Origin of the sequence: Bartonella sp. TT121SHDZB (genome assembly GCF_042193415.1) — a bacterium.
Taxonomy (GTDB): Bacteria; Pseudomonadota; Alphaproteobacteria; order Rhizobiales; family Rhizobiaceae; genus Bartonella.
This window is the reverse complement of sequence record NZ_JBHILR010000048.1, coordinates 1-856: the sequence shown is the minus strand read 5'-3', so window position 1 is coordinate 856 and position 856 is coordinate 1. Positions and strand designations below refer to the sequence as shown.

General features: G+C 36.0%; 1 protein-coding gene. It reads right to left on the bottom strand.

The window, feature by feature from the left end:
• A partial coding sequence (locus ACFIKI_RS08390) for a type ISP restriction/modification enzyme (protein WP_375666753.1) occupies positions 1-856 on the bottom strand: 856 nt, incomplete at both ends.

Below are 856 nucleotides of genomic sequence, written 5' to 3'. Positions count from 1 at the left end.
CACGTATTTTACGATCAATATGTGGATAGGTATCATTAAACCGTTCTACTTCACTGTTATAGAAGGTAATCATATTACTCATGTTCTTCTTTAAAGTTTCATGGCTTGAGTTATATGCCCACGCATCACGGTTGGTTGAGATACCAAGAGAAAACGTTTCAAAAAGCTGTTTATTATTACTTTTCTTATCCCCTAATGCTATGAATCTCTCAAAACTTTCATCACGTTGATTAATCCAATCACCATATTCGTCTGGTGTAATTATTTGCCAACCTTTTTTGCTCCGTGTAATGCCATCAATGCTTCCAAGGGATTCAATTATCGTAAGCTTTTTTTCTCTTGTGAGATAATCTCCAATATCCCGAAAATATATCTTACCATGCTGTTGTGCATTTGGATTTTTTACGAGAATAGAAATCGCTATAGGGGCACGAGATCCTTCACCAAAAATTCCACCACTTTCTTTCTTACGTTGTTCTCCAGAAGTCCGAGCATTTCCCCGTAAATGGAAAATATAAAGGCTGCTAAATTCTTCAACGAGGCATTTTCGTAACCCATCCATAGAACTTCCATTAATAAAACCGGCATTTGTAACAAAACCAATCACACCACGGTCTTTTATACGGTCACTAGCCCAGCGGATTGCACGGATATAGCTATCATAAAGCGTTCGCATACTACTTGCTTTTGAATGAACAGCATAAGTTTCAGCAATACGTTTATCTAGTATAGGATAAGGAGTATTCTTTGCATTATCGTTTTCATTTTTTTGTCCTACCGAATAAGGAGGGTTACCAAAGATAACTTTGATGTTTAGATTTTTCTGATGTTCTAAATATTCACTGTTTTCTTTAAA